The sequence below is a fragment of the Donghicola eburneus genome (genome assembly GCF_900115865.1).
In the GTDB taxonomy this organism is placed as follows: Bacteria; Pseudomonadota; Alphaproteobacteria; order Rhodobacterales; family Rhodobacteraceae; genus Donghicola; species Donghicola eburneus.
This window is the reverse complement of sequence record NZ_FOXY01000008.1, coordinates 75,382-99,828: the sequence shown is the minus strand read 5'-3', so window position 1 is coordinate 99,828 and position 24,447 is coordinate 75,382. Positions and strand designations below refer to the sequence as shown.

Here is a 24,447-nt window from a genome sequence, read left to right as displayed (position 1 = left end):
TGTTTCATGGGGGCCAAGGCGTCAGGTGTCAAGCGATGCGGGGGCAATCGGGCGCGCCTCGATCACCACAAAGGCCTGTGCCCATGGGTGATCATCGGTCAAAGTCACGTGAACGATGGCCTCGTGACCATCGGGCGTCATCTGCGCCAACCTTTCCGCGGCCCATCCGGTTAGGTGCATCACGGGTTGGCCACTGCGCAGATTGCTGACGGCCATGTCCTTCCAACTGATGCCCATGGCGAGGCCGGTGCCAAGCGCCTTGGAACACGCCTCTTTGGCCGCCCAGCGCTTAGCATAAGTGCCTGCTTCGTCCTTGCGACGGCTGGCTTTGGCCTGCTCTTCCTCGGTGAAGACGCGATTACGAAAGCGGTCGCCAAAGCGGTCCAGCGTTTTGGCGATCCGCTCGATATTCGCAAGGTCGCTGCCGATCCCAAGGATCATGGGCTGACCGTCAGGATTTTCAGGCTGGCCGCGCCAAAGAGCGCCGCAAAGGTCAATTCGAACCAGCGGCGCGCCCGTTCGTAGACGCGAATAGCAGCAGCGCTAGAAAAGAGCAGCGCGTAGGCGACCATGACAGACATCGACGCGCCCATCAGTATCGCTTGCAGGCGAAATAGGTCGGACATCGGTGCCGCAGGCGGCAGTGTCAGCGCGAAAACCGATCCCCAGGCCAGCACGGCCTTGGGGTTGGTCAGGTGGATCAGCAACCCCTTGAGATAGACTTTGCCAAAGGACCCGTCCGCGATGTCCGCCTTAATCTCCACATCCTTCTTCATCGCAGAGCGCAAGGATTTAAAAGCGAGAAACAGCAGATACGCCGCACCAAGGTACCGCATCACTGTGAACATCCAGACATGAGTCTGCATAACGGCCCCCATGCCCAGAATGGCGACGGTCGACCAAAACAGACTGCCTGTCAGAATGCCGGACGCGAACAGCATCGCATGCGGCCTGCCAGAGCGCATGGCGGTTCCCATCACCCCCAAAGACGCCGGCCCAGGCGAGCCGACCATCAGCATCCACCCCATGACGAATAGTGCAAGTTGGGTGGGCGTCATGCCCGCGCCTCGTCCATCAGACGGCGCATTTCTTGGATCGATGGCACGATGCCGCGGAAAATCGCCTCGCCGATTAGAAAGTGGCCGATGTTCAGCTCCATCATCTGCGGCAGGGCTGCGATGGGCTGCACAGTGTCATAAGTCAGGCCGTGACCTGCGTGAACTTCGAGCCCCAGCCCGTGGGCGAAATCAGCCATTTCGGTGATCGACTCAAGCTCGCGATCGCGGTCCTCGAACCGGCCTTCGGCATGGGCGTCGCAATAGGCACCGGTGTGGATTTCGATGACCTGTGCGCCAATACGGTGGGCGGCCTCGATCTGGCGTTTGTCGGCGGCGATAAAGATCGACACGCGGCAGCCAGCTTCGCGCAGGGGCGCGATGAAATGGGCCAAGCGGTTTTCTTCGCGGGCGACTTCCAGACCGCCTTCGGTGGTCCGCTCTTCACGCTTTTCCGGCACAATACAGACCGCGTGGGGCTTGTGACGCAGGGCAATTTTCTGCATCTCGTCGGTCGCGGCCATCTCGAAATTCAGTGGCACGGACAGAACTTCCATCAACCCGTCGATATCGGCGTCGCTGATATGGCGACGATCCTCGCGCAGGTGGGCGGTGATGCCGTCCGCGCCCGCCTCTTCGGCCATTTTGGCTGCGCGCAACGGGTCAGGAACAGTGCCTCCGCGTGCGTTCCGGACAGTGGCGACGTGGTCGATATTCACTCCGAGACGGAGTTTGCCGAGCGGTTGCATATGTGCCCCCAAGTTTCAAAGTCAGTGCCGCGAAGACCCGCTGTCTTTCGCATGTTTCCGTTTCTTGAGCGACGCTAGGCGCGCCGCCAAAGTCCCGCGCCGCCGCTTCTGGTAGGCCCGGATGAGGGGTAATGTGACGTAATAGCCGACAATTGACAGGACCAATCCAGGTAAAATTCCCCCGACCAGATAGGGAAAGAAAACCTCGTGGTAAAACACCTCGAGTCGGCTCCAGTCCGTATACTCGCCAGTAAAGAAGGCGATGCAGTTCTGCAGCAGGTTCTCACCAGCATCAAAGAACTTCTCGACCAGCGACTTGTCCAGCCGGTGCCCGTCCTCAATCCCCAGAAAGAAGTAGCCCGTCTTCATCGAGATCACGGCAATGGGCACGTAAGTCAGCGGGTTCCCAAAGAACGTCCCGAGAATCGACGCCAAGATGTTGCCGCGCAGAATAAACGCCAACCCTGCCGCGATAAAAAAGTGCAGGCCATACAAGGGTGTAAAGGTCGTAAAAAGCCCTGCCATGATCCCGCGGGCAATCTTTTCAGGTGTGTCAGGCAGACGGTAAACGCGGTGGCGGACGTAGTGAAACGCACGTTTCCAGCCGCCTTTGGGCCAAAGGAAGTCCTTGGCGATCTGCCAAAGCGTGCGTTTATCACGACGCTTAAAGACCACGCCAGCTACCTCTCTTACTTGTCACCCGAAGCATGAAGGCGGCTCGCATCGCGGCAGCGGGAGATTTCCGCTACGTCACTGTCCGCTTGTAGCGCCGTCATGACACGGTGGAGGTGTTCCACATCCTTGAGGTCGACATCAACCATCAGTCGGTAAAAATCAGGTTTGCGATCAAGGAAATGCAGATCCGAGATATTCGCTTTCTGCTCGCCGATCAGAGTGCAGATCCGCCCAAGTACACCTGCATCATTGCTAATCGTAAGATCAAGCGAGACAGGATACTTGGCTGGGTGCTCGCCGCCATGCCAGTAGATGTCCATCCAGCGGCCAGTCTGATCCTCGAACTCGGCCAGAGCCTCGCAATCAATGGCGTGCACCATGACGCCCTGCCCGCGGGTCGTGATGCCCACGATCCGTTCACCCGGAACCGGCTGACAGCACGGCGCCAGCGTAAAGTTTTGTCCCGCTTCAAGGCCGATCACAGCGCGTTTCGGCTCCACCTCGGCAGAGGTGTTGAGTTTCAGGTTCGGGTAGATCGCGGCGACAACTTCGGTTCCAGTGATCTCCGCGCTGCCCAGTCGCGCCAACAACTCTTCGCCGTCGGGAATGCGTAGGGCGGTCGCGGCAGTAGAGAGCGCCTTGTCAGTCGCCTTCTTGCCGACATGTTCAAACGCAACGCGAGCCAGCTCGCGGCCTAGCTTGATAAAGCGTTCACGATCCTCGGCACGCAAGGCACGCCGGATCGCCGATTTCGCGCGGCCGGTGGCGACAATGTCGATCCAAGTAGCCTGCGGCGTCTGCCCCTCCGCCGTAATGATCACAACGCTTTGGCCGTTTTTTAGGCGGGTCCATAGGGGCACACGCAGGCCATCGACCTTGGCGCCGACGCAGGCGTTCCCGATCCGCGTGTGGATCGCATAGGCAAAGTCAATCGGCGTCGCGCCTTTGGGCAGCTTTATCACTTCACCCTTGGGCGTGAAACAGAACACCTTGTCCGTGTACATTTCCAGCTTCACCGCCTCGAGGAAGGCGTCGTGATCGTCATCCTCTTCGAAGCGTTCGGTCAGGCTGGCCAACCATTTCGCAGGATCTACGGCGAATGGGTTCCCGCTGCGCACACCGTCTCGGTAGGACCAGTGCGCGGCCACGCCAGTTTCCGCCACATCATGCATCTGGCGGGTGCGGATCTGAACCTCGACCCGACGACCATCGCGGCCCGACACCGTGGTGTGGATCGAGCGATAGCCGTTGGATTTTGGCTGGCTGATGTAATCCTTGAACCGGCCCGGAACCGCCCGCCAGCGCTGGTGGATGGCCCCCAGCGCGCGATAGCAGTCTTCTTCGGACTCGGTAATGATCCGGAAGCCGTAGATATCGGACAGGCGGCTAAAACCCTGATCCTTGGCCTGCATCTTGCGCCAGATCGAATAGGGCTTCTTGGCGCGGCCAAAGACCTCGGCCTCGATCTCCTGCTTTTCCAAGAGATTGCGCATGTCGCCGGTGATCCGGTGGACCACATCGCCCGCCTCTTTGTGCAGCATGACAAAGCGGCGCATGATGCTGGCGCGTCCTTCGGGATTCAGCACGCGGAAGGACAAGTCCTCTAGCTCTTCGCGCATCCACTGCATGCCCATACGGCCTGCCAGTGGGGCAAAGATTTCCATGGTCTCGCGGGCCTTTTGCGCCTGCTTTTCAGGGCGCATCGCCTTGATCGTGCGCATGTTGTGCAGACGGTCGGCCAGCTTGACCAGAATCACGCGCAGGTCCTTGGACATCGCGATGAACAGCTTGCGGAAGTTCTCGGCCTGCTTCGTCTCGGTCGAGGACAGCTGCAAATTGGTTAGCTTCGTCACACCATCAACCAGATCGGCGACTTCTTGGCCAAAGCGCTCTGTAATCTCGGAATAAGTGGATTTGGTGTCTTCGATCGTATCGTGCAGGAGTGCGGTGATGATCGTCGCATCATCCAAACGCTGCTCGGTCAAGATCGCCGCAACAGCAACGGGATGCGTAAAGTAGGGCTCGCCCGAGTGGCGGAACTGCCCGTCATGCATAAGGCGGCCATAGTCATAGGCCGCCTCGATCAACTCGGCATTGGTCTTCGGGTTGTAGTTGCGGACCAGGGCGACCAGGTCTTGCGCTGCAATCATTCCGGTTAGCCCTGTATCGGCAAATTACTTCTGACCCTGAGCTTCCATCAGAGCGCGCAGCAGCTTTTCTTCGGACATATCGTCGTCCTGCGGCTTGTCAGCAGTTTCCGCACCCATGAGCAGAGCCATCGAATCATCTTCGGGCTCATCAACTTCGATCTGGGTCTGGTTCGATTCAATCATGCGCTCACGCAGCGAATCAGCCGACTGGGTCTCTTCTGCGATCTCGCGCAGGGCAACGACAGGGTTTTTGTCGTTGTCACGTTCGACCGTGAGCGACGCACCAGCAGAAATCTCGCGTGCCCGATGGGCAGCAAGCATCACCAGATCAAAACGGTTCGGAACCTTGTCGACGCAGTCTTCAACGGTAACGCGGGCCATGGGATCTCCACTTAGCAGGCTTGTAGAAAGCGCTTATTTATACGGGCTCGGGGTAATTTACAACCCGTGTTCCGTCGATCGCTTGCACTGAGTCAACCTCGGTGTCAGGCAGGCTGTCACGAAGCTGTCGCGCAGTCAGCTTCGTGACAGGATGAACCCAATCTTCGGATATGTCACACAAGGGGACCAACACAAATGCGCGATCCTGCACGCGGGGGTGTGGCAGAATCAATTGCTCCGGGGCCTTTGTTTTCTGCCGTTCCAAGGGCAGGTCGACCCATTCTTGGTAAGTTTCGGTGTCTGGGCTCACCTGTTCATTGAAAGAAATCAGATCGATATCGATTACACGTTCGCCCCAACGAACAATCCGTTTCCGCCCCATTTCCGCCTCGATTTGATGGCAAATCTGCAAAACTTGATGCGCCGATAGAAGGGTATTTGCACGAATCGCACAGTTCACGAAATCTGCACCGATTCCGGCCGGAAAGGCTGGTGTAAGGTAGAATTTCGAAATTGAGAGCGGAAAAACGTCGCGTTCCCTGAAAAGACTGGCTACTCTGACTTGCAACTCGATATTTTTTGAAACATCAACCTCTTGATTGCCACCGATAGAAAAAATGACCTGATTATACTTTTTCATGTCCCCTACCCCAATATTGCTGACTGCGTTCAACGCTTGAGTTTTGCACAGTTCACCATACTTCGTTCTAAGATGCCCAGATAAGACCACTCACCTTTAACGGCATCCAATTACCGAAAGGAATTTTCATGTTCTACAAGGACGAGCGATTGGCTCTGTTCATTGATGGATCGAACCTCTACGCAGCGGCTAAGTCGCTTGGCTTCGACATCGATTACAAGCTTCTTCGCCAAGAATTCATGCGACGCGGTAAACTCCTGCGCGCGTTCTACTACACCGCTCTGCTCGAGAACGACGAATACTCGCCGATCCGTCCTCTGGTTGACTGGCTGCACTACAACGGCTTTTCCATGGTCACCAAACCGGCCAAGGAATACACCGACAGCCAAGGCCGCCGTAAGGTCAAGGGCAACATGGACATCGAGTTGACTGTCAACGCGATGGAACTGGCGCCTCACGTGGACCACATCGTGCTGTTCTCTGGCGATGGCGACTTCCGTCCGCTGGTCGAAAGCCTGCAGCGTCAGGGTGTTCGTGTTTCGGTCGTGTCGACTATCCGCAGCCAGCCCCCAATGATCGCCGATGAACTGCGCCGTCAGGCAGACAACTTCATCGACCTAAACGATCTGAAAGAAGTGATCGGACGTCCACCGCGCGAAATGCCCGACCGTTCGGACGACACCTCCAAAGACGACTAAGTCCTGACGACGTACCCACCGCGCCGTCAGAGCAACCACTGTACGAGTATCGGCCCCGAGGACACTGCACCACTCACACCGCAGGCATCCAAACGGGGCCCATCCCCCCTTCATCACGATCTCTGGCCCGCCAATTGCGAAGGCGGCCCCCATGCATTAGGTCTGGGGCAAATGTGCATGACAGGACGGTAGGTATGACCAAGCCCCAGCTGACCATCTATCTCGCAGCCCCCCGCGGGTTCTGCGCTGGTGTGGACCGCGCCATCAAGATCGTGGAAATGGCGATCGAAAAGTGGGGCGCGCCGGTCTATGTCCGCCACGAGATCGTGCACAACAAATTCGTCGTCGACTCCCTGCGTGACAAAGGCGCTGTCTTTGTCGAAGAACTGCACGAATGCCCCGATGACCGCCCCGTGATCTTCTCGGCGCATGGTGTGCCCAAATCCGTGCCTGCTGCGGCTGCCAAGCGCGAGATGGTGTTCGTGGACGCCACCTGCCCGTTGGTCAGCAAAGTGCACATTGAGGCCGAGCGCCATTATGAAAATGGTCTGCAAATGATCATGATTGGTCATGCGGGCCACCCAGAGACTTTGGGCACCATGGGCCAACTGCCCGAGGGCGAAGTGCTGCTGGTGGAAACAGTGGACGATGTAGCCAATGTCGATGTCCGCGACCCTTCCAAGCTGGCGTTTGTGACCCAGACCACCCTGTCGGTCGATGACACTATCGACATTGTGGCAGCCCTGCGCGACCGTTTCCCTGCGATCGTCGGCCCCCACAAGGAAGACATCTGTTACGCCACCACCAACCGCCAAGAAGCGGTCAAAGCAATCGCGCCGGACTGCGATGCCCTTTTGGTTGTTGGCGCTCCGAACTCTTCGAACTCCAAACGACTGGTCGAAGTCGCCGCCAAGAACGGCTGCAACTACGCGCAGCTTGTGCAGCGCGCGACGGAAATTGACTGGCGCGCCTTGGGCGAAATCCGCAGCCTTGGCATCACCGCTGGCGCTTCGGCCCCAGAGGTTCTGGTGAACGAAGTCATCAATGCCTTCCGCGAGCGTTTCGACGTCACTGTTGAGATGGTGGAAACGGCCAAAGAGAATGTCGAATTCAAAGTGCCTCGCGTCCTGCGCGTACCTGCGTAATTCACTTCAACCTACATGATCTGGCTCAAAGACCGGGGGCGTGAAACCGCTAGGGAGTGAACTAATTTCAACGGCGAATGGCCGCACTGATTGGAGTTAGTTATGACCAGAATCCCTTTACCCGCCCTGATCTTAGGTTTTGCAGGCGTTATCCCCTTTGCATGGGGGGCCGCCTGCATCCTGTACCCTGAACTGAATGAATGGAGCCTGATGACCTTGGGCTCGCGTATGTCTGCGCCGTACATCCAGCTGTCCTATGGCCTGATCGTGCTCTGTTTCATTTCGGGCATTCTCTGGGGCTTCTCGGCCACGGTCGAAGATGACACCCTGCGCGCCTATGGCCTTGGCCTGTCGTGCCTGCCGACCATCTGGGCCTTCTTCATGGTGGGAGATGGCACCATGAATTCCGCGATCAACCTGATTGTCGGGTTCGTCGCCCTACTGGCGCTCGACGTCTATTACAATTATCTGGGGATGAACCCGAAGTGGTGGCTTCAGCTGCGTATCATGCTGACCATCCTTGTTGTCATCTGCCTAGGAATTACAGCTTTTGCCTGATCTATACGCCTACACCGACGGAGCCTGCAGCGGAAACCCCGGTCCCGGAGGCTGGGGCGCCCTGTTACAAGCGAAGTCCGGTGAAGACGTGGTGAAGGAGCGCGAGCTCAAAGGCGGCGAGGCCGAGACGACCAACAACCGTATGGAACTCTTGGCCGCGATCAACGCGCTGGAGGCGCTAGAGCGCCCCAGCACCATCACCGTGGTGACCGACAGCGCCTATGTCAAAGGCGGTATCACCCAGTGGATGTTCAGCTGGAAAAAGAACGGCTGGAAAACCAGCACCAAAAAGCCGGTCAAGAACGAAGACCTGTGGCGCCGCCTCGATGAGGCGCGCCAGAGGCACGAAGTAAAATGGGAATGGGTCAAGGGCCACGCCGGCCACCCCGAAAACGAGCGCGCCGATGAACTGGCCCGCGCGGGTATGGCCCCTTTCAAGAAATGACCGCGACCTACGCTCTCGATCTGGCGGCGGTATTTGTCTTCGCCCTGTCCGGCGCACTGGTCGCAAGCCGTCAGCAGCTGGACCCTGTCGGATTTGGCTTTGTCGCCTGCCTGACAGCGGTTGGCGGCGGCACGGTTCGAGATGTGCTCTTGGATCGGAACCCTGTGTTCTGGATTGCGGACCCGATCTACATCCTGGCCGCGCTCTTGGCTGCGGCGCTGGTATTCCTTATCGCCCCGCAACTCGAGAGCCGCTACTCCGCGATCCGCTGGCTCGATGCCGTCGCCCTGTCGACTGCGGTGGTGGCTGGGATCTCTGCCGCACACGAAGCGGGCCAGAGCCCGATGATCGTCACCATCATGGGCATGATTACTGGCTGCTTTGGCGGGTTGATGCGCGATGTGGTGTGCAATGACGTTCCCTTGGTCTTGCGGCACGGAGAACTCTACGTCACCGCCGCACTCGCGGGGTCAATCACGTCCGCCCTGTTGGCCCTGATTATCCCCGATCCGCTGATCTATCTGTCCGCAGGCGCGGCTGCGACATTTGTCGTGCGCGGGGGAAGCCTGCTGTTCGGGTGGAAGCTGCCGAACTACCGTCACCGCCCACCGCGTCAGTAATCATCAGCGCCGAAAGTGAGTCGGGACGATGATCAGCGCCCCAATTGACGCGATGATGGCGTTCAGGCCCGGACTGCGAAAGCCGATGCCAAACATTATGGTCACGAAGTAGAATAGAAACGCGCCGCCCACGCAGATCACGATGGACGGCAGGTAGCCGTTGCGCGTGAAGCCCGAACGCTCGGACACGTAGCCCACAATCCCTGCGATCACTACGGTGCCGATCAATACGGGAAACATCGCTTACTCCGACCCTAGTTTTTCGCCTGTTTCAATGGGCCATCCTCGCAGAAAAGTGTCAATGTCCTGAGCGCCCTTGCCCGCGCGCTGCGCCTTGGTGATGCGGACAGCGCCCGCTGCGCAGGCAACGGTCAGGGCAGGTCCGATCACAGTGCCAGCATCGCCCTGTCCCTCGGCCAGTTCGGCCCCCAGCAGTTTGATCCGCTCGCCCTTGTGTGTGGTCCACGCACCGGGAAAGGTTGCAAGGCCGCGGATCTGGCGGCTGATCTCAATCGCAGATTTGGCCCAATCGACGGCGGCTTCGGCTTTGTCGATTTTCGACGCGTACGTAACGCCTTCTTCGGGCTGAACTTCCGGCGTTAGAGTATTGAGCGCCGACAGAGCCTCGACAATGCATTCCGCGCCCATGGTGGACAGACGGTCGTGCAGCTGGTCGGTGGTCTCGGTCTCGCCAATCGGGGTTTCGCGGCGCAAGAGCACAGGGCCCGTGTCCAGACCAGCCTCCATCTGCATGATGCAGATGCCAGTGGCCGCGTCGCCCGACATGATCGCGCGATGGATCGGTGCAGCCCCGCGCCAACGAGGCAGCAAAGAGGCGTGGATGTTAAGGCAGCCCTTAGTGGGCGCGTCCAGAATAGCTTGGGGTAGGATCAGGCCGTAGGCCACAACGACCGCTACATCGGCGCCCAACGCCGCAAATTCTGCCTGCTCAGCTTCGCCCTTCAAGCTGACGGGATGGCGGACAGGCAGGCCCAACGCTTCGGCGCGTGCATGGACGGGGGTTGGGCGATCCTTCTTGCCGCGGCCCGCGGGGCGGGGCGGCTGACAGTAGACGCAAACAACCTCGTGGCCCGCCTCGACCAGCGCATCCAGCACCGGAACCGAGAAATCGGGCGTGCCCATGAACACAACCTTCATTGGAACTTCCTCGATTTGCGGACCAGCATGTCGCGTTTCACCTTGGACAGGTAGTCGGTGTAGAGCTTGCCGTTCAGGTGGTCGATCTGGTGCTGCACGCTGGTCGCCCAAAGCCCCACGAAATCCTTTTCCACCGTCTCGCCGTTTTCATCCATGTAACGCACGGTCACCGCACGCGGACGCTCGATCCGCGCCGACACCCCGGGCAGGTGCGGACTCGCCTCTTCGTGCTCGCGCAGTTTCACCGAGGCGTGCAGGATTTCGGGATTTGCCATGCGCACGGCCTGACCACGCTCATCGCTGGCATCCACAACGATCAAGCGCTGCAAGACACCGATCTGGTTCGCGCCCAGCCCAACGCCGGGCATCGCTTCCATAGTGTCGATCATGTCCTGCCAGATCGCGCGGATTTCGTCGGTAATCTCTTCGATCGGCGCGGCGACTGTGCGCAGGCGCTTGTCGGTATAGGGCAGAGTCTTACGTCTCACGAACGGGCCCGCTCTTTCTTCAACTTCATGGACTTGCGTGTGATCATCTGGCGCTTCATCGGGCCAAGGTAATCAATGAACAGCTTGCCGTTCAGATGGTCGATCTCGTGCTGCACGCAGGTCGCCCACAGCCCGTCAAAGTCCTGTTCCTGCAAGTTCCCGTCGCGGTCCAGCCAGCGCACCTTGACCTCTTTGGGGCGTGTGACTTCGGCGAATTGGTCGGGGATCGACAGGCAGCCTTCTTCGTAGACGTTCGTGTCGTCCGAATTCAGGATGACTTCGGGGTTGAACATCACCATCGGCTGGGGCGCTTCGCCGTCCTCTTTGACGCAATCCATGACGATCACGCGATCCATGACACCGATCTGCGGCGCGGCGAGCCCAATGCCGGGCGCATCATACATCGTTTCCAGCATATCGTCGGCCAGCTTGCGCAGGTCGTCCGAGATGTCGGCCACGGGGGCACATACCTTTTTCAGGCGCGGGTCGGGGTGGATCAGAATGGGGCGTATCATAAAAATTCATCTAGGCGATGGCGCTCGATCACGCAACGCCCCTTGCGTCCGCAAAACACCGCGATAGCCTGCCGGCAGGACTAAAAAAGGACGCACCCCCATGAATTTTGACGAAATCATCGACCGCGTGGGCACTCATTCCGCGAAATGGGACCAGATGGAGCCTTTGTACGGCGTCTCGCCCAAGGACGGGATTTCGATGTGGGTTGCCGACATGGACTTTCGCCCGCCCACCTGCGTCCAGCGCGCGGTCGAGAAGATGGCAGAGCACGGGGTCTACGGGTATTTCGGCGGCGATCAGGACTACAAAGGTGCGATCCAGTGGTGGATGGACAACCGCCACGGCTGGACCGTCGACGCGAAGGCGATCATGACCACTCATGGATTGGTCAACGGAACCGGTATGTGCGTGGATACCTACACCAAGCCCGGCGAAGGCGTGGTCCTGTTCACACCCGTCTACCACGCTTTTGCCCGCACTATCCGAGCGGCGGGGCGCGAGGTCGTCGAGTGCCCGCTCGTGATCGAAGATGGCATCTACAAGATGGACTTCGATGCCTATGACGCCCAGATGACCGGCAACGAAAAGATGGTCATCCTGTGCTCGCCCCATAACCCCGGTGGCCGCGTCTGGACGCTGGAGGAACTGAAGGGCGTGGCCGAGTTCGCCAAGCGCCATGACCTGATCCTTGTCTCCGACGAGATTCACCACGATCTGGTCATGCCCGGCAACAAGCACCACGTCATGGCTGTCGCTGCGCCTGACATCATGGACCGACTGGTGATGATGACCGCCACGACCAAGACTTTTAACATCGCGGGCAGCCATACCGGCAACGTCATCATCCCCGACGACACCTTGCGCGCCAAATTCAGTGCCCGCATGATGGCGTTGGGCATTTCGGGCAACTCGTTCGGTCTGGAAATGACCACCGCCGCCTATTCGCCCGAAGGTGCAGAGTGGGTGGATGCCTTGGTCGAGTATCTGGATGGCAACCGCCGCCTCTTGGACGAGGCTCTAAAGAGCATCCCAGGCGTGACCTCCATGCCGATGGAGTCGACCTATCTGGCGTGGGTTGATTTTTCTGGCACGGGCATGGACCAGTCCGAGTACAAGAAGCGCATCGAACAAGACGCCCGCATCGCAGCCAACCACGGCGAAACCTTTGGCAAAGGCGGCGAGACCTTCATGCGGTTTAACTTTGCAACGCCGCGCGCCCGCGTCGCTGAAGCGGCAGAGCGTCTGAAGGCCGCGTTTAGCGACCTGCAGTAAGTCGGGACTGCCCCGTTACAGGCGGGGCAGCAATCCCACAGGCGCACTGGGGTCTTCGGCGAAGTCCACCGGAGCTTTGTCTGCGGCCAGTGTGCTGCGCTTGAACTCGTAACGCATTTCACCGTCGCCCACTTCGGAAGCCACGATCAGCGCCTGCGACAGGTGACGGCCCGCGTCATAAAGGTCGACCAACCCGCGCAAATGGGGAGCATCCTCGGTCGCCACCGAAAACCCGTTCGACCACATTTTCAGAACTTTGTAGCTCTCTTCGCCGTTCTGCACCCGCAAACGGCTTTGACGGCGCTGGTTTGCGATTACCGCATCCCGCAGCCCGTCCTCTACATCTTTTGGCAAAAACGTTGACATCTGACCCTCCATCGCACTCCGAGCATGACACGCGAAAGACTAAGGTCAAGTTTCCAATGGATAACTTCGACAAAGGTCGCGCGCTGCAGCCTTCGTGCAACGCGCGTGCCATGAGGCGTGCTCGGCGTTATGCCAAGGCCGCAGCCACCACATCAGACAGGGGCGTCGTGGGCCGTCCGATCAAGCCAGACAGGGTATTTCCATCATCATAAAGCGCGCCTTTGGACGCTTCGACGTCAAAGCTGGCGAGCGCCGCAGCGAACCCTTCGGGCAGGCCCGCCTGTGTCAGCGCTGCCGCATACTCAGCTTCGGACATGTTCACATAAGGAATATCCTTGCCCGTCTGTTTGGACACCTCGGCAGCCAATTCGGTCAGCGTATAAGCCGAATCGCCCGACAGCTCATAGGTTTTGCCCTCGTGCCCTTCGCCGGTCAGCACGGCTACTGCAGCCGCAGCATAATCCACCCGTGAGGCCGACGAAATGCGCCCATCCCCCGCCGCTCCGATCAGAGCGTTGTGTTCGACCGCAGCCGGCAAGCTCATAGTGTAGTTCTCGGTGTACCAACCATTGCGCAACAACGTGTGTGGAATGCCTGACTCGGTCAGCAGCTCTTCGGTAGCAACGTGTTCAGGGGCCAGCGAGAGCGTGTTCTCGGTCGCGTTCAGCAGGCTGGTGTAGGCGATATAGGGGACGCCCACCGCTTTGGCCGCATTGATGACCGCAGTATGCTGACCAATCCGCTTGCCGATCTCGCTGCCCGAAATCAGCAGCAGCTTATCCACGCCCGAGAGTGCAGGCTCTAGGGTCTCAGGCTTGTCGTAATCAAAGACCCGCGCCTCGACCCCCAAGTCCGCCGCCTTTTCGGGAGAACGGACCAGAGCCACAATCTGCTCTGCAGGAATCTTGGCTTTCAATTGATTGATAACAATGCGGCCCAGTTGGCCGGTGGCGCCGGTGATCGCGATGGTCATTTCAAAATCCTCAACCGTGTTTCGATGACCCATAGCTAGACATAGCGCTTGTATTTCGTAAGTACGTACATAAATGTTAGTGTATAGATTTTTTCGGAGGTTTCATGACATCCCTCAGCGACGCCATTCACAGCGGGGCCCTGCGCGGCAATGTTCTAGCCAGCGCCTGCCCGTCTCGCGACATCCTAAAACACGTCACCAGCCGCTGGGGCGTATTGGTTCTGATCGCCCTGCAGGGCGGTACCAAGCGGTTCGCCGAACTCCGCCGGATGGTAGGCGGAGTCAGTGACCGTATGCTCGCCCAGACCCTTCAAACATTGGAAGAAGACGGTTTTGTCCGGCGCCATGACCACGGCGAAGTGCCCCCACGGGTGGACTACACTCTGACACCAATGGGCGAAGAAGTGGCCGAGCATGTGCGCGCTCTAGCCGACTGGATCGAAGGCAACCTGCCCCGCATCTTGAAACCCGAAAATAGCCGCGCAGAAACCGCCTAAAACTGCCCTATGTGCATTTTGGCAGGGGATATGCGCGGCCCTACCTGTGTGCACGGACCCGTGATCGCCCTACGTTCTGTTCAAATTGGAACATTGAGTGACAGATTGCGAGGCCCCGATGGGACTGCTGGTAGACGGCGAATGGAAAGACAAATGGTACGACACTTCTGAAACGGGCGGAAAATTCGTCCGCGATCAAGCGAAGTTCCGTAGCTGGGTGACCGCGGACGGCAGCGCAGGCCCTACCGGCGACAGTGGCTATGCCGCCGAGAGCGGTCGCTACCACCTCTATGTGTCTTACGCGTGCCCTTGGGCGCACCGCACCCTGATCTTCCGCGCGATCAAGGAACTGGAATCGCACATCAGCGTCAGCGTCGTGCATCCCGAAATGCTGGGCGAGGGGTGGACGTTCTCGACCGACTACCCCGCAGCGACCGGTGACACCCTGTTCGGGCTGGATTACCTGCGCGAGGTCTACACCAAGGTAGTGCCCGAAATGACTGGCCGCGTGACCGTGCCTGTCCTCTTCGACAAGAAGACGAACACCATCGTATCGAATGAAAGCGCCGAGATTATTCGGATGCTCAATAGCGCGTTCAACGACTTGACCGGCAACACCGACGATTACTGGCCTGTTTCCCTGCGCGACCAGATCGAGACGCTGAACAGCCGCATCTACGACACGGTGAACAACGGCGTCTACAAAGCGGGTTTTGCGACCTCTCAGGATGCGTATGACGAGGCGGTGCATCCGCTGTTCGACAGCCTCGATTGGATTGAGCAGATCCTCAGCACCAACCGCTACCTGACCGGCGACCACCTGACCGAGGCCGACTGGCGCCTGTTCACCACTTTGGTCCGGTTCGACTCGGTCTATCACCAGCACTTCAAGTGCAACCGCAAGCGTATCATCGACTACCCGAACATGTGGGGCTACGTGCGCGAATTGTACCAACGCCCTGGTGTCGCGCCGACGGTGAACCTGGATCACATCGTGCGCCACTATCACTACAGCCACGACATGATTAACCCAAACCGCATCATCCCGATCAATCCGGTGCTGGATTTCGACGCACCCCACGGTCGCGGCTAATTTTGACTTGCCCCGCGCCGTTCAATCGGCAACCTGCGCCCCAGACGAACAAGGGGCGCAGACGATGGCGGTCAAAACCAGAGACCACGGGGGCGGCATTGACGCCGCGATAGCGCAGTATGGCGGCACACGGGACGGCTGGCTTGACCTGTCGACTGGCATCAACCCTGTCCCCTACCCCGTCGGCGAAATCAGCGCGGACGCTTGGAACGCGCTGCCCGATTTAAATGCTAGATATGCCTTGTCTGACGCGGCGCGGCGCTTTTGGAATGTGCCCAAGGGCGCTTCCGTGATCTCTGCACCCGGCGCGTCGAGCCTGATTGCGCGCATTCCCGCGCTGGCACAAACCGGCGCTGTGAATATCCCTACCCCAACCTACAACGAACACGCCGCTGCCTTTGCCGCGTGCGGTTGGGATGTGTCTCCGCAGGGGACAGACGCCACCGTTGTTGTCCACCCAAACAACCCCGACGGTCGCCTCGCCGAAGAGGCGGCGCTGACCGCACGCCTCAATATCATCGATGAAAGCTTCTGTGACGTGACGCCGGAGGCCACTTTGATCCATAGGGCCGAACGCCCCGACACGCTGATCCTCAAGTCCTTTGGCAAGTTCTGGGGTCTCGCGGGATTGCGTTTGGGATTCCTGATCGGCCCCACCCCGCTGGTGGACCGGATGCGCGATATGATTGGGCCGTGGGCCGTCTCTGGGCCCGCGCTAGAGATCGGAACAAGGGCCCTGATGGATGACGAGTGGGCCGCGCAGACGCGCGCCCGCCTGGCCGCAGACACAGCCCGCATGGACAAGATCATGACAGGCAAGGGGGCAAAGCTCGTCGGTGGCACGACACTTTTTCGCCTGTACGATGTCGGCGACGCAGCCGCGTGGCAGGACCGGATGGCGCAGCACCACGTCTGGACCCGTATCTTTCCCTACTCCGACCGCTGGCTCCGCCTTGGCCTACCCGCTCCCGACCGCTGGGACCAGTTCGAGGCCAGCCTATGAGCGCCGCGCTCATACTCGCGATGGCGCTAGACGCGGTCATGGGCGAACCCAAAGCTCTTTGGGATCGCGTTCCGCACCCTGCCGTCCTGATGGGCCGTACCATCGACTGGGCAGACAAGCGCTTTAACAAGGGCGAGGACAAGCGGCAGAAAGGCGTCATCGCACTGGGCCTATTGATCCTGTTCTGGATCGTCATCGCGGGTATTCTGTCCAGCTTTGGCTGGATCGTACAGATTGTCTGTGCCGCCATCCTGCTGGCTCAGAAATCACTTGTTGAACACGTCGAGGCTGTCGCCGCAGGTCTGCGCCAGACCATCACCAGAGGCCGGAAATCTGTCGCCATGATCGTCGGCCGCGATACCGCAGAAATGGAGGAACCAGCTGTCGCCCGTGCCGCGATTGAATCCGCGGCCGAGAATTTCAGTGATGGCGTTATTGCCCCCGCCTTCTGGTTTCTGATCGGCGGTTTGCCCGGCATCGTCCTCTACAAATTGGTCAACACCGCAGACAGCATGATTGGCCACCGCACCCCGCGTCACGAAGAATTTGGCTGGGCCGCTGCTCGCCTTGATGACTGGCTGAACTGGGTGCCCGCTCGCCTGTCTGCGGTCCTGATCCTGCTGTCCCACGGCCGTCCCGACCTGTGGCGTGGCTTGCCCACAGAGGCGCGGCAGCACAGGTCCCCCAACGCGGGTTGGCCCGAAAGCGCCATGGCCCGCGTTCTGAATGTCTCTCTTTCCGGTCCACGCGCCTATCACGGACAAATGCAGGACTTCCCTTGGGTGCATCCTTCGGGCAACCGCTATCCCGGCCCAATGCAGATCGATGCAGCTTGCACAGTTCTGTGGCGCGCATGGGCCGGCATGGTTTTGCTGGCCACTCTGATCTGGCTGATCTGACATTTTACGTACACCCTGCGAGTGCTAAGTTCTGATCAAATCTTTGATCTACAGGACTTTCCTATGCGCCTCTTGACCGCCAGCCTCTTTGCCCTTGGCCTCGCCCTGCCCGCCTCTGCCCAAACTTGTGGAGGCAATTGGGGTAGTTTTATCAACGGGCTCAAGGCCGAGGCCATGCAGCGCGGCCACTCCCAAGCGACAGTCGACGCCTTTTTCTCGGGCGCACAGCAATCCGGCGCAGTTCTCAAGGCAGACCGTGCCCAAGGCGTCTTTCAAAAGGACTTCATCGAATTCTCGCGGATGCTGATCAGCCAGAACCGCATGCAGGCGGGCGCGCAAAAATGGCGCCAGTACCGCAGCACCTTTGACCGCATCCAGCAGCAATACGGCATCAATCCTGGCGTGCTCTTGGCGTTTTGGGCGTTCGAAACCGACTACGGCGGCTTCCAAGGGAACTTCAACACCCGTAACGCTCTGGTCACCTTGGCCCATGACTGCCGCCGCCCCGAACTCTTCCGCCCGCAGGTGCTGTCCGCGATCCGCCTGTTCGAAAAGGGCGATTTTGATCCCCAGACCACCACGGGCGCTTGGGCTGGCGAGATCGGCATGGTTCAAATGCTGCCCGGCGACATTTTGGAAAACGGCGTGGATGGCGATGGCGACGGTCATGTCAGCCTGAAAACCTCGGCACCCGATGCGCTGATGTCCGGCGCCAAGATGCTGTCCGGCCTTGGCTGGCGTCCCAACGAGCCGTGGCTCCAAGAAATCGTCGTGCCGCAAAATCTGGACTGGAGCCAAACCGGCCTCAAAACCCGCAAAACCGCCGCCGAATGGCAGGCAAAGGGCGTTCAGGCACGCAGTGGGAAAATGCTGCGTCCTGATCTGCCTGCTTCGATCATCCTGCCCATGGGACGCAAAGGTCCGGCCTTCCTCGCCTATCCCAACTTCAACGTCTACTTCGAGTGGAACCAGAGTTTCACCTACGTGCTGACCGCCGCCTATTTCGGCACTCGCCTCGAAGGCGCTCCGATCTACAACGCGGGCAACCCCGACCCCGGCCTGAGCGGTCCGCAGATCAAACAGCTTCAGCAGAAGCTACAAGCGCGCGGCTATGATGTTGGCGGCGCAGATGGCATCTTGGGCGAGAAATCCCGCGAGGCTGTGCAGGACATTCAGCAAAAACTGGGCCTGCCCGCCGATGCATGGCCGACCCAAGGGCTGCTGAACCAGCTTTGATCCTGAGGCTGGCGACACAGGACGATCTGACTCAGGTCGTCCAACTCTATCGCCACCTGATCCCCGAAGAAGCACCCTGCAATCTCAACACTGCAGAGGCTTCTTTCACGCAACTCATGCAGTGGCATGGCAGCGGGATCATCGTGGCCGAAATTAACGGCGCGATCATGGCAAGCTGTACTCTGGTGGTTATCCCGAACCTGACACGCGGAGGCAAACCCTATGGACTGATCGAAAACGTGGTCACACATGCGGACGCCCGCCGCACGGGCCTAGGCCGCCAAGTCCTGCATTTCGCCGCCGAACAAGCGTGGGCCGCTGGCTGCTACAAAGTGATGTTACTGACTGGTACGGATCGCCCCGACAATCACGCTTTCTACGCCGCCGCCGGTTTCGAGTAGTCCAAAACTGGCTTTCAAATGCGCCGCCACCCAAAGCGGGCTCAAGCCACCATCGACTCGGCCTTTTTCAGGTCCACAGAGACCAGCTGACTGACCCCCTGTTCCGCCATCGTCACGCCGAACAGTCGATCCATGCGGGCCATCGTCACGGCATGGTGGGTGATGATCAGGAAGCGGGTCTCTGTCCGGCGAGTCATCTCGTCGAGCAGGTCGCAGAAGCGGGTCACGTTCGCGTCGTCCAAAGGCGCATCGACCTCGTCCAGCACACAGATCGGCGCGGGGTTGGCAAGGAACACCGCAAAGATCAGCGCGAGCGCGGTCAGGGTCTGCTCCCCGCCCGACAACAAGCTCAGCACGCTCAGCTTCTTGCCCGGCGGTTGGCACATGATCTCTAGCCCTGCGTCCAAGGGATCGTCGCTCTCGACCATGACCAGCTTGGCCTCGCCCCCGTTAAAGAGGTGGGTGAACAGCATCCCGAAGTTTTCGTTCACCTGATCAAAGGCCGCCAGCAGTCGCGCGCGCCCTTCTTTGTTCAGACCGGAAATGCCGGTGCGCAGAGCCTTGATCGCCTCTTCCAGATCATGCTTTTCACCGACCAGAGTGTCATGCTCTTCGGCCACTTCGCGCATGTCCTCTTCGGCGCGCAGGTTCACCGCGCCCAAGGCATCGCGTTGACGACGCAGACGGGTGACGTCCTCCTCCAGCACATCAGAGGCGGGCATATTCTTGGGATCCAATTCCAAGCGCGCCAGCAAAGCATTCGGAGTGACTTCCAACTCTTCTTCGATCCGATCTGCGGCATGCTGCACCGTCTCGCGGGCGCCGTCCAAGCGGGCCTCCGCGCGGGCGCGGGCCTCTCGGGCCTCGCCAGCCTGACGCTCGCAATCGCGGCTCGCGATATCGGCGGCGCGCAACGCGGTCTCGGCCGCGGCCAAGGCATCCCCCGCCGCGCTCCGGCGACGCTCTGCGTCCTCGATCTGCGCGTTCATCTCTTCGCGGCGGATCGCAATCTCTTCGGGCGCGGCGCAGGCCTCGTCCAGTTCGATCTCGGTGTCTTCTTTGCGGGCCTGCAATTCTTCGGCGCGCAGGTTCGCGGTCTCAAGGCGGTGACGCCAACCTGACAGTTCCTGCGTCACCTGCTGGCTGCGCTTCAGACGCGCCTCGCCCTCTCGCTTCACCGCATCCCACATGGACCGCTTGGTCATCATGGTCATGCGCGAGGCCTCAACCGTGAGCTTCAGATCCTCGACCTCGGCACGCGCGGCCTCCAGATCTCCCAGATCCTCGGCGGCAGCTTCGGCCTCGGTCAACGCTTCGCGTGCGGCCAGCGCATCATCGGCATGACGGCGCACCGACAGATCCAGCGTTTCCAGTTTGCCCTCAGCGAGGTTGCGCTCTGCTTCCAGTCGGGACAAGCGACGGCCCGCTTCGGCCACCTGCTGGTCTGCCATCCGGCGCGCATCCCGCGCAGCCGCATCCGCCCGCGCCAATTCGGCCAGTTCCGCGCTAACCTCTTCGTGGGCAGCGCGGGCGTCCTCGGCACGAATTTCAGCTTCGTCCAATTCTTCGCGCAGGCGTTCCAAGCGGTTCAACTGCTCCAGCCGCAAGGCCGCAGCGGTCGGCGCCTCTTCGGCGTTTGCGTGCAGACCGTCCCAACGCCAGAGGTCGCCTTCAACACTGACCAACCGCTGCCCCGGCGCCAAAACGGCGTGCAGACGCGCTCCATCCTCGGCCGATACGATCCCGATCTGGGACAAGCGGCGGGCCAAAACGGCTGGCGCCTCGACCACCTCGGCCAAGGGACGGACCCCGGCGGGCAATGTCTGAGGCACCGCATATTCCGGCAGCAACGTCCACCCGCTTTCGCCCTCTCGGACGGCGGGCTGGCGCAGATCATCGGCCAGCGCTGCGCCCAAAGCCTTTTCATACCCAGCGGTCACGTGCAGCTGATCCAGCAGCGGCGCGCTGTCTGACTCATCGCGCGACACCAGTTTGGCCAACGCGCCCGCTTCGGCGCGCAAGGTATTGGCGGCACCCTCCGCCTCGGCACGGGCCGCACGGGCGGCGTTCTCTCGGTCCTGCATCTGGGACCGCGCGCTTTCGGCATCTGACAAGGCGATCTCTGCCGCCTCGGCCTGCGCCTGCGCGATCGCTTCCTCTTCTTCTGCGCGCGCTAAATCTTCGCTCGCACGGGCCAAGATATCGCGGGCTTCGGCAACCGCCTGACGCGCGCGTTCGCCTTCGGCTTCGGCTTTATCCAAGGTCCGGCGTGTGTCCGACAGCAGGCGCTGCACGGATTGGTGCCGTGCCGCCAGGCGAGCCACATCTTCGGTCCGCTCGCTCAGGTCAGCCTCGCGTTCCGCCAAAACCGCCGCCGCTTCGGAGGCGGCATCGCTGGCTTCAGCCAGACGGTCCTCGTGACCTTCGCTGGCCTTGGCCAGTTCACGCGCTTCCCATTCCAGCCGTTCAATCGTCTCGCCAGCGTCACGGTTCAAACCGGACTCGCGATCAATATCCTGCGCAAGCTGAGTGATCCGGCCCTGCAGCGTCCGAATGCGATCCTGCGCCTGCTTTTCCTGATCGGACAGGGCATCGCGGGTCACCTGCAAGCGCTGTAAAATTGCGCTCGCCACGGCCTCTTCCTCGCGCAGCGGCGGGAGCAACCCTTCGCATTCCTCTCGGGCGGCAGAGGCTTTGCGCGAGTCCGACTCGGCCTGAGAGGCGGTCAAACTGGCCTGACGCAGCACCTCTTCGGCAGCCATCCGCGCGTCGTCCGCCTCGCGCCAACGGCGGTACAAGAGCTGCCCTTCTGATTTCCGCAACTCTTCACCAATCGCACGATAGCGCGCGGCCTGCTTGGCCTGACGCTGCAACGTGGCCAACTGCTGGCTGAGTTGGTCAATCACATCGTCCACGCGGGTCAGATTGCCCTCGGTCGCCTTGAGCCGCAATTCGGCCTCGTGGCGACGCTGATAGAGCCCAGAAATCCCCGCCGCCTCTTCCAGAATGCGGCGGCGCGCTTTGGGTTTGGCGTTAATCAGTTCGGAAATCTGCCCCTGACGCACAAGCGCCGGCGAATGCGCACCGGTCGAGGCATCGGCGAACAGCATCTGAATATCGCGCGCCCGCACATCTTTGCCGTTGGCCTTGTAGGCGCTGCCCACATCACGGGTGATGCGGCGCACCACGTCCACGCTGTCCTGATCGTTGAAGCCCTGCGGCGCCAGACGGTCCGTGTTGTCCAAGTGCAGGGACACTTCGGCAAAGTTCTTGGCCGGACGGGTCGAAGCCCCAGCAAAGATCACGTCCTCCATGCCACCGCCGCGCATGGCGGTCGGGCGGTTCTCGCCCATGACCCAGCGCAGCGCTTCCAGAAGGTTGGACTTACCGCAACCGTTCGGCCCCACCACCCCTGTCAAACCGTCGTGGATTATCAAATCCGTTGGGTCTACAAAGCTTTTGAAGCCAGTCAGGCGAAGTTTGGTGAACTTGAGGGGCATCGTTTTCCTGCGCGAGTCGTAAGGCGCTTATTTTGCAGGCGGCATTGCACCGAAGTCAACGGAACCACATCACGATCTATTGTTTATGCACGGCTTATCCACAAGATATTGCGGAAACCAAGAGGCCCACAGATGACTGTTACTGTTGCGGTCGGCAACCCACATGCCCCCGAATCCACCGCCTTATTACAGGCCAGCCACGCACTCATGCTCTCTCTTTTTGACGCGGAGGCCTGCCACTTTCTGTCAATCGACGCGCTGTGCGTGCCAGAGATCACATTCTTTGAAGGGCGGATTGATGGCGTCACGCGGGGTTGCTGCGCCATCGCCCGCAAAGACGGCTATGGCGAGATTAAATCGATGTTCGTGGACCCGACCTGTCGGGGTGCAGGACTCGCTGATGCGATGCTCGAGGCGATCTTCGCCGTCGCGCGCGAGGAAGGGATTCCAATCCTCAGACTCGAGACCGGAACCCTGCTGACAGCGGCGCACAAGCTATATCAACGCCACGGCTTTACCTTCTGCGGTCCCTTCGGAGATTACACAGACCACCCCGACAGCCTGTTCATGGAAAAGACCATGACTTAGGGTGCGACACTTTGGGACTTCACATTCCATTTTGTGAATACTATTATATTCACAAAGACGAATACGTCAGGAGAGTCCGATGTCGATTCACACTTACAAAGCCGCGGACAAATATGTCCCCACCTACTTCCTAGGCTCCGTCGGAGCAGGCGGCCTTGCCGTCACATTCTTTATGTATCTGATGTTCTGGGTCCCGCATCCCGGCAAGCCTGTCCCCGTCTTCGAGGACATTCGCGCCGCGTTCGAAACAGGTACGCTGCCGCTGAAAGCCGCCATCATCGTGGCCGCTCTGGGCATCGCCGTGTTTGCCTTCATGAACATCAAGGCACTGATCTGGAACCTCGGCCAGCTGTCCAAATTCAAGCAGACCGAAGCCTATACCAAACTGCGCAACTCTAACGGCGAAACGACCTTGCTCGCCGCACCTCTGGCCGTTGCCATGAGCATCAACGCCAGCTTTATCGTCGGTCTCGTGTTCGTGCCGCAGCTGTGGAGCATCGTCGAATATCTGTTCCCGATGGCGATGGTTGCCTTCGCGCTGACCGGTGTGTGGGCTGTGCGCCTGATCGGCGACTTCCTTGGCCGCGTGCTGTCCAAGGGCGGGATCTTTGATGTGACCGCGCACAACTCTTTTGCCCAAATGCTGCCTGCGTTTGCTCTGGCTATGGTTGCCGTTGGTCTGTCCGCCCCCGCCGCGATGTCGCACACCACCGCGACAGTCGGTGCGAGCCTCGTGCTGTCCACCGTCTTTGGGGTGGCCGCCGTGCTCTACAGCGTTGTCGCCGTGCTGACCGCCTTCAATTCGATGCTGCACTATGGCACCGCCAAAGAAGCTGGCCCGACGCTGATGATTATCGTCCCATTGATGACCGTGCTCGGGATCATGGTCCTGCGCCAAGATCACGGCCTGCACACCACCTTCGAGGTGCACACCACTGCAGGCGAAACCATGGTCTTCTTGGCCAAGCTACTGGCAGTACAACTCGTCTTCCTTGGCCTTGGCATGACGGTTCTGCGCCGCCAAGGCTACTTCAAGGACTTCGTTCTGGGTCAGAAAACATCTGCTGGGTCCTACGCTCTGGTCTGCCCCGGTGTCGCGCTGAGTGTCATGCTGCACTTCTTCGTCAACAAAGGGCTCGTGGCTGCTGGCGTGATCACCAAGTACGACGTGACCTACTGGAGCATCACCGCCATCGCCCTGATCGCACAGTTCGCGATGGTTGCCTTGGTCTTCCGCCTGAACCGCCAGCACTTTGCCACCTCAGAGGCAGCGGCGGTGCCCGCAGAATAAAACCACCACTCTCTTTTCCATCCCTGGAAAGACTTGGGCGCCCTTCGGGG

28 protein-coding genes are annotated in these 24,447 nt (G+C 60.0%); 14 read left to right on the top strand and 14 right to left on the bottom strand.

Features of this window, described 5'->3' with window-relative positions:
- Positions 1-21: 21 nt before the first annotated feature.
- Genes acpS through folK form a run of 7 tightly spaced genes read right to left on the bottom strand, consistent with a single transcriptional unit; the run spans position 22 to position 5,650 of the window.
- Complete coding sequence (acpS, locus tag BM225_RS14715) at positions 22-441, bottom strand: holo-ACP synthase (RefSeq protein WP_072709731.1); 420 nt, start codon at positions 439-441, stop codon at positions 22-24.
- Positions 438-1,058 (bottom strand): LysE family translocator, encoded by a 621-nt coding sequence (locus BM225_RS14710; protein ID WP_072709729.1) that lies wholly within the window; start codon positions 1,056-1,058, stop codon positions 438-440. The genes acpS and BM225_RS14710 overlap by 4 nt, the downstream gene beginning before the upstream one ends.
- Positions 1,055-1,804 carry a pyridoxine 5'-phosphate synthase gene (locus tag BM225_RS14705; RefSeq protein ID WP_072709727.1) on the bottom strand — a complete coding sequence of 250 codons (750 nt, stop codon included), beginning with the start codon at positions 1,802-1,804 and terminating at the stop codon, positions 1,055-1,057. The genes BM225_RS14710 and BM225_RS14705 overlap by 4 nt, the downstream gene beginning before the upstream one ends.
- 21 nt (positions 1,805-1,825) lie before the next feature.
- Positions 1,826-2,479 carry a DUF2062 domain-containing protein gene (locus BM225_RS14700; protein WP_072709725.1) on the bottom strand — a complete coding sequence of 218 codons (654 nt, stop codon included), beginning with the start codon at positions 2,477-2,479 and terminating at the stop codon, positions 1,826-1,828.
- A gap of 14 nt (positions 2,480-2,493) precedes the next feature.
- Complete coding sequence (locus BM225_RS14695) at positions 2,494-4,629, bottom strand: RelA/SpoT family protein (protein WP_072709723.1); 2,136 nt, start codon at positions 4,627-4,629, stop codon at positions 2,494-2,496.
- Positions 4,630-4,653: 24 nt separating this feature from the next.
- The gene (rpoZ, locus tag BM225_RS14690; protein WP_072709720.1) at positions 4,654-5,010 is read right to left on the bottom strand and encodes a DNA-directed RNA polymerase subunit omega; all 357 of its coding nucleotides are present in this window, start codon (positions 5,008-5,010) and stop codon (positions 4,654-4,656) included.
- 37 nt (positions 5,011-5,047) lie between these two features.
- Positions 5,048-5,650 carry a 2-amino-4-hydroxy-6-hydroxymethyldihydropteridine diphosphokinase gene (folK, locus tag BM225_RS14685; protein ID WP_072709718.1) on the bottom strand — a complete coding sequence of 201 codons (603 nt, stop codon included), beginning with the start codon at positions 5,648-5,650 and terminating at the stop codon, positions 5,048-5,050.
- A gap of 128 nt (positions 5,651-5,778) precedes the next feature.
- Between folK and BM225_RS14680 the strand changes: the two genes are divergently transcribed.
- The 5 genes from BM225_RS14680 (at position 5,779) to BM225_RS14660 (ending at position 9,116) form a co-directional block, all read left to right on the top strand.
- A complete protein-coding gene (locus BM225_RS14680) occupies positions 5,779-6,348 on the top strand; it encodes a LabA-like NYN domain-containing protein (protein WP_072709716.1) in 570 nt (189 codons plus the stop codon).
- Between the two features lie 194 nt (positions 6,349-6,542).
- On the top strand, positions 6,543-7,493 hold the full coding sequence (gene ispH / locus BM225_RS14675; RefSeq protein WP_072709714.1) for a 4-hydroxy-3-methylbut-2-enyl diphosphate reductase: 951 nt from the start codon (positions 6,543-6,545) through the stop codon (positions 7,491-7,493).
- Between the two features lie 102 nt (positions 7,494-7,595).
- A complete protein-coding gene (locus tag BM225_RS14670; RefSeq protein WP_072709700.1) occupies positions 7,596-8,051 on the top strand; it encodes a DUF3429 domain-containing protein in 456 nt (151 codons plus the stop codon).
- Positions 8,044-8,496, top strand: coding sequence for a ribonuclease HI (gene rnhA / locus BM225_RS14665; protein ID WP_072709698.1), 453 nt, complete (start codon positions 8,044-8,046; stop codon positions 8,494-8,496). The genes BM225_RS14670 and rnhA overlap by 8 nt, the downstream gene beginning before the upstream one ends.
- Complete coding sequence (locus BM225_RS14660) at positions 8,493-9,116, top strand: trimeric intracellular cation channel family protein (RefSeq protein WP_072709696.1); 624 nt, start codon at positions 8,493-8,495, stop codon at positions 9,114-9,116. Before rnhA ends, BM225_RS14660 begins: the two co-directional genes overlap by 4 nt.
- A gap of 3 nt (positions 9,117-9,119) precedes the next feature.
- On the opposite strand, the gene BM225_RS14655 is transcribed toward BM225_RS14660, so the two are convergent.
- Genes BM225_RS14655 through def (BM225_RS14640) form a run of 4 tightly spaced genes read right to left on the bottom strand, consistent with a single transcriptional unit; the run spans position 9,120 to position 11,277 of the window.
- Entirely contained in the window at positions 9,120-9,356 is a 237-nt protein-coding gene (locus BM225_RS14655; protein ID WP_072709694.1) for a hypothetical protein, read from the bottom strand.
- A gap of 3 nt (positions 9,357-9,359) precedes the next feature.
- Positions 9,360-10,274: a methionyl-tRNA formyltransferase gene (gene fmt, locus BM225_RS14650; RefSeq protein ID WP_072709692.1), complete on the bottom strand. Its 915-nt coding sequence runs from the start codon at positions 10,272-10,274 to the stop codon at positions 9,360-9,362.
- Complete coding sequence (gene def, locus BM225_RS14645; protein WP_072709690.1) at positions 10,271-10,762, bottom strand: peptide deformylase; 492 nt, start codon at positions 10,760-10,762, stop codon at positions 10,271-10,273. The genes fmt and def (BM225_RS14645) overlap by 4 nt, the downstream gene beginning before the upstream one ends.
- The gene (def, locus tag BM225_RS14640; RefSeq protein WP_072709688.1) at positions 10,759-11,277 is read right to left on the bottom strand and encodes a peptide deformylase; all 519 of its coding nucleotides are present in this window, start codon (positions 11,275-11,277) and stop codon (positions 10,759-10,761) included. The genes def (BM225_RS14645) and def (BM225_RS14640) overlap by 4 nt, the downstream gene beginning before the upstream one ends.
- Before the next feature lie 100 nt (positions 11,278-11,377).
- On the opposite strand from def (BM225_RS14640), the gene BM225_RS14635 reads away from it, so the two are divergent.
- Complete coding sequence (locus BM225_RS14635) at positions 11,378-12,550, top strand: MalY/PatB family protein (protein ID WP_072709686.1); 1,173 nt, start codon at positions 11,378-11,380, stop codon at positions 12,548-12,550.
- A 15-nt stretch (positions 12,551-12,565) separates the two neighbouring features.
- Here the strand turns inward: BM225_RS14635 and BM225_RS14630 are convergent, their stop codons facing one another.
- Both BM225_RS14630 and BM225_RS14625 read right to left on the bottom strand, forming a co-directional pair.
- Positions 12,566-12,916, bottom strand: coding sequence for a hypothetical protein (locus BM225_RS14630; RefSeq protein WP_072709684.1), 351 nt, complete (start codon positions 12,914-12,916; stop codon positions 12,566-12,568).
- A gap of 127 nt (positions 12,917-13,043) precedes the next feature.
- Complete coding sequence (locus BM225_RS14625; protein ID WP_072709682.1) at positions 13,044-13,889, bottom strand: SDR family oxidoreductase; 846 nt, start codon at positions 13,887-13,889, stop codon at positions 13,044-13,046.
- A gap of 104 nt (positions 13,890-13,993) precedes the next feature.
- On the opposite strand from BM225_RS14625, the gene BM225_RS14620 reads away from it, so the two are divergent.
- From BM225_RS14620 to BM225_RS14595, 6 genes are all read left to right on the top strand, one after another.
- Positions 13,994-14,386: a winged helix-turn-helix transcriptional regulator gene (locus BM225_RS14620; RefSeq protein WP_072709680.1), complete on the top strand. Its 393-nt coding sequence runs from the start codon at positions 13,994-13,996 to the stop codon at positions 14,384-14,386.
- A 118-nt stretch (positions 14,387-14,504) separates the two neighbouring features.
- Positions 14,505-15,479 carry a glutathione S-transferase family protein gene (locus BM225_RS14615; protein ID WP_072709678.1) on the top strand — a complete coding sequence of 325 codons (975 nt, stop codon included), beginning with the start codon at positions 14,505-14,507 and terminating at the stop codon, positions 15,477-15,479.
- A gap of 64 nt (positions 15,480-15,543) precedes the next feature.
- On the top strand, positions 15,544-16,482 hold the full coding sequence (locus BM225_RS14610; RefSeq protein WP_072709676.1) for a threonine-phosphate decarboxylase: 939 nt from the start codon (positions 15,544-15,546) through the stop codon (positions 16,480-16,482).
- On the top strand, positions 16,479-17,381 hold the full coding sequence (gene cbiB / locus BM225_RS14605) for an adenosylcobinamide-phosphate synthase CbiB (RefSeq protein ID WP_072709674.1): 903 nt from the start codon (positions 16,479-16,481) through the stop codon (positions 17,379-17,381). The genes BM225_RS14610 and cbiB overlap by 4 nt, the downstream gene beginning before the upstream one ends.
- A 63-nt stretch (positions 17,382-17,444) precedes the next feature.
- Positions 17,445-18,617: a lytic murein transglycosylase gene (locus BM225_RS14600; RefSeq protein ID WP_072709672.1), complete on the top strand. Its 1,173-nt coding sequence runs from the start codon at positions 17,445-17,447 to the stop codon at positions 18,615-18,617.
- Positions 18,614-19,018, top strand: coding sequence for a GNAT family N-acetyltransferase (locus BM225_RS14595; protein WP_245780504.1), 405 nt, complete (start codon positions 18,614-18,616; stop codon positions 19,016-19,018). Before BM225_RS14600 ends, BM225_RS14595 begins: the two co-directional genes overlap by 4 nt.
- A gap of 41 nt (positions 19,019-19,059) precedes the next feature.
- Here BM225_RS14595 and smc read toward each other — a convergent pair whose 3' ends face one another.
- Positions 19,060-22,518, bottom strand: coding sequence for a chromosome segregation protein SMC (gene smc, locus BM225_RS14590; RefSeq protein ID WP_092464822.1), 3,459 nt, complete (start codon positions 22,516-22,518; stop codon positions 19,060-19,062).
- Between the two features lie 132 nt (positions 22,519-22,650).
- On the opposite strand from smc, the gene BM225_RS14585 reads away from it, so the two are divergent.
- Together BM225_RS14585 and BM225_RS14580 are read left to right on the top strand one after the other, a co-directional pair.
- A complete protein-coding gene (locus BM225_RS14585; protein ID WP_072709656.1) occupies positions 22,651-23,106 on the top strand; it encodes a GNAT family N-acetyltransferase in 456 nt (151 codons plus the stop codon).
- 79 nt (positions 23,107-23,185) lie between these two features.
- Positions 23,186-24,397: a TsoY family (seleno)protein gene (locus BM225_RS14580; RefSeq protein ID WP_072709654.1), complete on the top strand. Its 1,212-nt coding sequence runs from the start codon at positions 23,186-23,188 to the stop codon at positions 24,395-24,397.
- The last annotated feature ends 50 nt before the right edge of the window (positions 24,398-24,447 follow it).

Excerpts from the sequence above, each read along its gene's own strand:
- acpS (WP_072709731.1), bottom strand. The coding sequence starts at position 441 with ATGATCCTTGGGATCGGCAGCGACCTTGCGAATATCGAGCGGATCGCC.
- BM225_RS14710 (WP_072709729.1), bottom strand. The coding sequence starts at position 1,058 with ATGACGCCCACCCAACTTGCACTATTCGTCATGGGGTGGATGCTGATG.
- BM225_RS14705 (WP_072709727.1), bottom strand. The coding sequence starts at position 1,804 with ATGCAACCGCTCGGCAAACTCCGTCTCGGAGTGAATATCGACCACGTC.
- BM225_RS14695 (WP_072709723.1), bottom strand. The coding sequence starts at position 4,629 with ATGATTGCAGCGCAAGACCTGGTCGCCCTGGTCCGCAACTACAACCCG.
- rpoZ (WP_072709720.1), bottom strand. The coding sequence starts at position 5,010 with ATGGCCCGCGTTACCGTTGAAGACTGCGTCGACAAGGTTCCGAACCGT.
- folK (WP_072709718.1), bottom strand. The coding sequence starts at position 5,650 with ATGAAAAAGTATAATCAGGTCATTTTTTCTATCGGTGGCAATCAAGAG.
- BM225_RS14680 (WP_072709716.1), top strand. The coding sequence starts at position 5,779 with ATGTTCTACAAGGACGAGCGATTGGCTCTGTTCATTGATGGATCGAAC.
- ispH (WP_072709714.1), top strand. The coding sequence starts at position 6,543 with ATGACCAAGCCCCAGCTGACCATCTATCTCGCAGCCCCCCGCGGGTTC.
- BM225_RS14670 (WP_072709700.1), top strand. The coding sequence starts at position 7,596 with ATGACCAGAATCCCTTTACCCGCCCTGATCTTAGGTTTTGCAGGCGTT.
- BM225_RS14660 (WP_072709696.1), top strand. The coding sequence starts at position 8,493 with ATGACCGCGACCTACGCTCTCGATCTGGCGGCGGTATTTGTCTTCGCC.
- BM225_RS14655 (WP_072709694.1), bottom strand. The coding sequence starts at position 9,356 with ATGTTTCCCGTATTGATCGGCACCGTAGTGATCGCAGGGATTGTGGGC.
- fmt (WP_072709692.1), bottom strand. The coding sequence starts at position 10,274 with ATGAAGGTTGTGTTCATGGGCACGCCCGATTTCTCGGTTCCGGTGCTG.
- def (WP_072709688.1), bottom strand. The coding sequence starts at position 11,277 with ATGATACGCCCCATTCTGATCCACCCCGACCCGCGCCTGAAAAAGGTA.
- BM225_RS14635 (WP_072709686.1), top strand. The coding sequence starts at position 11,378 with ATGAATTTTGACGAAATCATCGACCGCGTGGGCACTCATTCCGCGAAA.
- BM225_RS14630 (WP_072709684.1), bottom strand. The coding sequence starts at position 12,916 with ATGTCAACGTTTTTGCCAAAAGATGTAGAGGACGGGCTGCGGGATGCG.
- BM225_RS14625 (WP_072709682.1), bottom strand. The coding sequence starts at position 13,889 with ATGACCATCGCGATCACCGGCGCCACCGGCCAACTGGGCCGCATTGTT.
- BM225_RS14620 (WP_072709680.1), top strand. The coding sequence starts at position 13,994 with ATGACATCCCTCAGCGACGCCATTCACAGCGGGGCCCTGCGCGGCAAT.
- BM225_RS14615 (WP_072709678.1), top strand. The coding sequence starts at position 14,505 with ATGGGACTGCTGGTAGACGGCGAATGGAAAGACAAATGGTACGACACT.
- BM225_RS14610 (WP_072709676.1), top strand. The coding sequence starts at position 15,544 with ATGGCGGTCAAAACCAGAGACCACGGGGGCGGCATTGACGCCGCGATA.
- cbiB (WP_072709674.1), top strand. The coding sequence starts at position 16,479 with ATGAGCGCCGCGCTCATACTCGCGATGGCGCTAGACGCGGTCATGGGC.
- BM225_RS14600 (WP_072709672.1), top strand. The coding sequence starts at position 17,445 with ATGCGCCTCTTGACCGCCAGCCTCTTTGCCCTTGGCCTCGCCCTGCCC.
- smc (WP_092464822.1), bottom strand. The coding sequence starts at position 22,518 with ATGCCCCTCAAGTTCACCAAACTTCGCCTGACTGGCTTCAAAAGCTTT.
- BM225_RS14585 (WP_072709656.1), top strand. The coding sequence starts at position 22,651 with ATGACTGTTACTGTTGCGGTCGGCAACCCACATGCCCCCGAATCCACC.
- BM225_RS14580 (WP_072709654.1), top strand. The coding sequence starts at position 23,186 with ATGTCGATTCACACTTACAAAGCCGCGGACAAATATGTCCCCACCTAC.